Genomic DNA, 3,748 nt, shown 5'->3' with positions numbered 1-3,748 from the left:
CATGACACCATACGCCATGATCTGCTGCATGTCAGTTACGTCCACGACCTCAGCGTCCTTGCCGAGCATTGTCAGCGCCTTGCGAACATTGTCCTTGAGCCCGTGACAGCGCGCACAACCAGAACCCAGAATTTCGATTCGCATGATTCCTCCTAGTTTGACAGCAACTCTTTCAGAGCCTGCATCAGTTCGTGAATACGATCTTCGACTCGTGAGTAGTGTACGAATTGACCTTCCTTGCGAGCAGCGACAAGTCCCATCTCTCGCAGAACCCTCAAGTGATGCGAAACAAGATTCTGTGGAATGCCAAGCGAACGCTCGATCTCGCAGACGCACAGCTCTCCGCCACGCAGAAGTCTGAGGACCTTGATCCGTTGCGGCTCCAGTAGAACCGACACCAGCTTCGCCTGCTCTTCGCATTCCGAGTTCCAATCGGCAACTATGTTCTGTGTCCCGCATGCAGGCACCCGTTCATCCATGTCACAACTCCCATTGATTCAATCTACATTGATATGTTATGTGGAAGCATTGCTTTGTCAAGACCCGAACACAAGATGATGTGAATGTCCCGAAACCGACGCAGACGCCGGGTTTGCGGAACCCACTTGACAGACGCTGGCCTCCTCGTACACTATATCGCATATGACCGATACAGTTGATGCAATGTCCATAGCACGAGCACTAGGCGACACGACACGCGCCCGAATTGCCGTTTTGCTCGAACGACGGGATCTGTGTGTCTGTGAACTGACAGAAACACTGGGTCAGTCGCAGGCCAACATCTCGGGTCATCTCAAGTTGCTTGTGTCCAGTGGTCTCGTCACGTCCAACCGGCAAAGCTACTGGACCCACTATGCGCTGGTCAGGACCCTGCCGGCGGATATCTCGCGCTTCCTCGGCGCCGTTATGCAGCAGGTCACTGCACAGTATCCCGGAGACCTGCTTGCGCTGGAACGATTGCCCGCTGATGTCTGTACGCTGAGACAGGAGCAACGGCGAAACGCCAGGGCGGGCAAACAGAAACCGAAGTAGCATTATTCAAGACACAGCAGTGTCTTCATCACTCAACAACATTCTGCATCAATGGAGGTCAAAATGGAACGAAAAGTTGGTCTGGGCTTCTTTCAGAAGTACATGAGTCTGTGGGTGGTGGTGGCCATGGTCGCCGGCATCATTCTGGGCCGTCTCCTGCCAGGAGTGATAAGCGCTCTCGACAAAATGACTGTCTACAGCATCTCTCTGCCGGTAGCCGTGCTCATCTGGCTCATGATCTATCCCATGATGCTGCAGATCGACTTCGGCAGCATCATGCGCGTCGGCAGGAACCCAAAGGGTCTGCTGATCACGCTAATCGTCAACTGGGCCATCAAGCCGTTCACGATGTTCCTGCTGGCCATCTGGTTTTTCAAGGGAGCCTATGGCCACATCCTTACGCCCGACCAGATCCAGCAGTACATAGCAGGCGCCGTGTTGCTGGGCGCTGCGCCCTGCACCGCCATGGTCTTCGTGTGGAGTTACCTCGCCGGCGGCGACGCCGCACACACGCTTGTCCAGGTTGCCGTCAACGACCTGGTCATCCTGGTCCTGTTCGTCCCCATCGTCGCGCTGTTGCTCGGCGTCGGCAATATCAAGGTCCCCTATGCCACGCTGTTCCTGTCCGTCGGCCTCTTCGTCGTCGTCCCACTCGTTGGTGGAGCTCTCACGAGAATCATGCTCATCCGGCGTCGCGGCAAGACATGGTACGACACAGTCTTCCTTCCGAAGTGGAACCCTGTCACCGTCATCGCTCTGATGGCGACATTGCTCGTCATTTTCTCCTTCCAGGGAAAGACCATCGCCACCAATTGGGTCAACATTCTGCTGATTGCCGTTCCCCTGATCCTGCAGACCTATCTCATCTTTGCCATCGGGTACGGCATGTGCAAAGCTGTAAAGGTTCCTTACCGTATCGCCGCCCCTGCGGCCATGATCGGCGCCAGCAACTTCTTCGAGCTGGCTGTCGCCGTCGCGATCTCCCTCTGGGGCATCAACTCCGGCGCCGCGCTTGCTACGACGGTCGGCGTGCTGACCGAGGTACCCGTCATGCTGACGCTGGTCTCCTTTGCCAAGAAAACCAGACACTGGTTCCCGGACCCTCGCACTAGTGACGAGTGCCGCGATGGTGCGGTCTGCCCAACTGAGTTGAAAGGCGCATAGGTACCATTCGTCCCAATCATCGGTCAGCCCCACCCCAGTCAGGTGGGGCTGACCGTCACTACAACGAGACGACTAGACGAGACTTCCTCTCCGAGCCAGGAGCTAACTCATCACGCCAAGAGCTCTACGACAGTCAACACGTTCGACTTGGACTCAGCTCTCTACTCGACAGGTTTCAGTTTTTCGCAGATGAGTGTCCGGACTTTCTCAGTGACATTGTCGATGACCTCGGCCGTGATAGCGGTCTTGCTCTTTTCGATACCAAAGTCCGTCGTCGAAACATGCACGTGGCGGATACCAAGCTTATCCATGATCTGCTCGCCACACGATACGGGGCAACCATCGATCACGACTGCCAGGTCGGCAGTGCGTGCAGCCTCGATGTATCCGGAGTTGCCGGCTCCCACAGCTGCCAGGCACGTCATCTTTCCTACCCCGTCAGCAAAGAGCTTTCGGGCAATCTGATCGGCAAGATACCCCGTATTCGCAGCGCCAGAACAGGAGTAAAGAAGAACCTTTGAACCAGATGTGCAAGAGCTTTCCATAGTAGTAGCCTCCCTGGACAGAATTGCAGAGAATCACTTGGCATCGTGCGACGCAGAGTAGATCTTCTCAACGTCCTCCGCGGTCAGTAACTTGTTCAAAATGAATGCAATGAGGAAGATGCCGGGGACATCGACAAGGAACCGCGCGACCGCAAAACGCGCCCCAAGCGACTGCATCTCGAACAGAAACATCGGGATCTTCAGGGTGGACCACGCTCCGATAAACACGAGCACGTTCATGAAACTGGCCCCTTTGTCCATGAGGACGGCGGCCACCGGAAAAGCGCCGTACAGAGGTCCAGCGGCAACAGCACCAAGGACAATGCCAAGTGCTGTCCCTTTCACTCCAGACCCTTTGCCCATATACCTGATGAGCATCTCTCGTGGAACCCAGACATCCAGCAGCCCCAGCAGGACGAAGATCGGAGGCATCACGAGAAGCATAGTCTTCAGTTGGTCAAGGAGAGACTTCTCTGCCCGTCCAGCCTTGGAGGGAAACAGAAACAGGAAGACAACGAAGAGGACCACCATCACGAGAGTGGCCCGATACTTCTTCAGCAGACTCCTGAACGTCATCTTGCCACCATCCATCCGACAAACAGCGCTGCGACAATGGAAAACGCAAAGGCAAGGGTGTTGCGGCCGATGGCAGCCTTCTTACCAAAGTACCTGATTTCCAGAGGCAGGGTCACAATGCCGACCATCATGAGCGAGGATACAAACGCCGCTATCTGTGTTACTCCAGCACCGTTCCGAAGCAGTTCGGCCGCTGCGGGGAACGCCACAAATCCAGGAATGAGTGTGATAGCCCCGACAAGTGAGGCAATCATGATTCCCATAAAACCCGAGCCGGCACCGAGCAGCCGCGAGATTGTGGCAGGATCGAACACAGCCAGAACGATCGCGACAAGCATCAAAACAATCAGGAACTGCGACAGGATGCCCTCAAACGCCTTGAGTCCCTTCATTAGGGCTTTCTTTGTCTTGGCCCTGTCTCTGATCATTGA

The 3,748-nt window shown here is 55.5% G+C and carries 7 protein-coding genes; 2 read left to right on the top strand and 5 right to left on the bottom strand.

Annotation, left to right across the window (positions count from 1 at the left end):
• The coding region (locus SMC5_RS11850; RefSeq protein ID WP_133299214.1) for a thioredoxin family protein at window positions 1-144 on the bottom strand (144 nt) is incomplete at its 3' end.
• Between the two features lie 8 nt (window positions 145-152).
• Window positions 153-479 (bottom strand): ArsR/SmtB family transcription factor, encoded by a 327-nt coding sequence (locus SMC5_RS10375; protein ID WP_119120621.1) that lies wholly within the window; start codon window positions 477-479, stop codon window positions 153-155.
• Between the two features lie 163 nt (window positions 480-642).
• On the opposite strand from SMC5_RS10375, the gene SMC5_RS10370 reads away from it, so the two are divergent.
• Together SMC5_RS10370 and arsB are read left to right on the top strand one after the other, a co-directional pair.
• Window positions 643-1,032: an ArsR/SmtB family transcription factor gene (locus SMC5_RS10370; protein WP_119120620.1), complete on the top strand. Its 390-nt coding sequence runs from the start codon at window positions 643-645 to the stop codon at window positions 1,030-1,032.
• Window positions 1,033-1,095: 63 nt separating this feature from the next.
• Window positions 1,096-2,196, top strand: coding sequence for an ACR3 family arsenite efflux transporter (arsB, locus tag SMC5_RS10365; RefSeq protein WP_119120619.1), 1,101 nt, complete (start codon window positions 1,096-1,098; stop codon window positions 2,194-2,196).
• 161 nt (window positions 2,197-2,357) lie between these two features.
• Here the strand turns inward: arsB and SMC5_RS10360 are convergent, their stop codons facing one another.
• The 3 genes from SMC5_RS10360 to SMC5_RS10350 form a co-directional block, all read right to left on the bottom strand.
• Window positions 2,358-2,741 (bottom strand): putative zinc-binding protein, encoded by a 384-nt coding sequence (locus SMC5_RS10360; RefSeq protein WP_119120618.1) that lies wholly within the window; start codon window positions 2,739-2,741, stop codon window positions 2,358-2,360.
• 33 nt (window positions 2,742-2,774) lie between these two features.
• On the bottom strand, window positions 2,775-3,317 hold the full coding sequence (locus SMC5_RS10355; protein ID WP_119120617.1) for a permease: 543 nt from the start codon (window positions 3,315-3,317) through the stop codon (window positions 2,775-2,777).
• A partial coding sequence (locus SMC5_RS10350; protein ID WP_207799234.1) for a hypothetical protein occupies window positions 3,314-3,748 on the bottom strand: 435 nt, incomplete at its 5' end. The genes SMC5_RS10355 and SMC5_RS10350, both read right to left, overlap by 4 nt.

The organism is Candidatus Cryosericum odellii (assembly GCF_003570935.1).
In the GTDB taxonomy this organism is placed as follows: Bacteria; Caldisericota; Caldisericia; order Cryosericales; family Cryosericaceae; genus Cryosericum; species Cryosericum odellii.
Note: the sequence above shows the minus strand (reverse complement) of the source record. Positions and strands in the feature narration are given on the sequence as shown.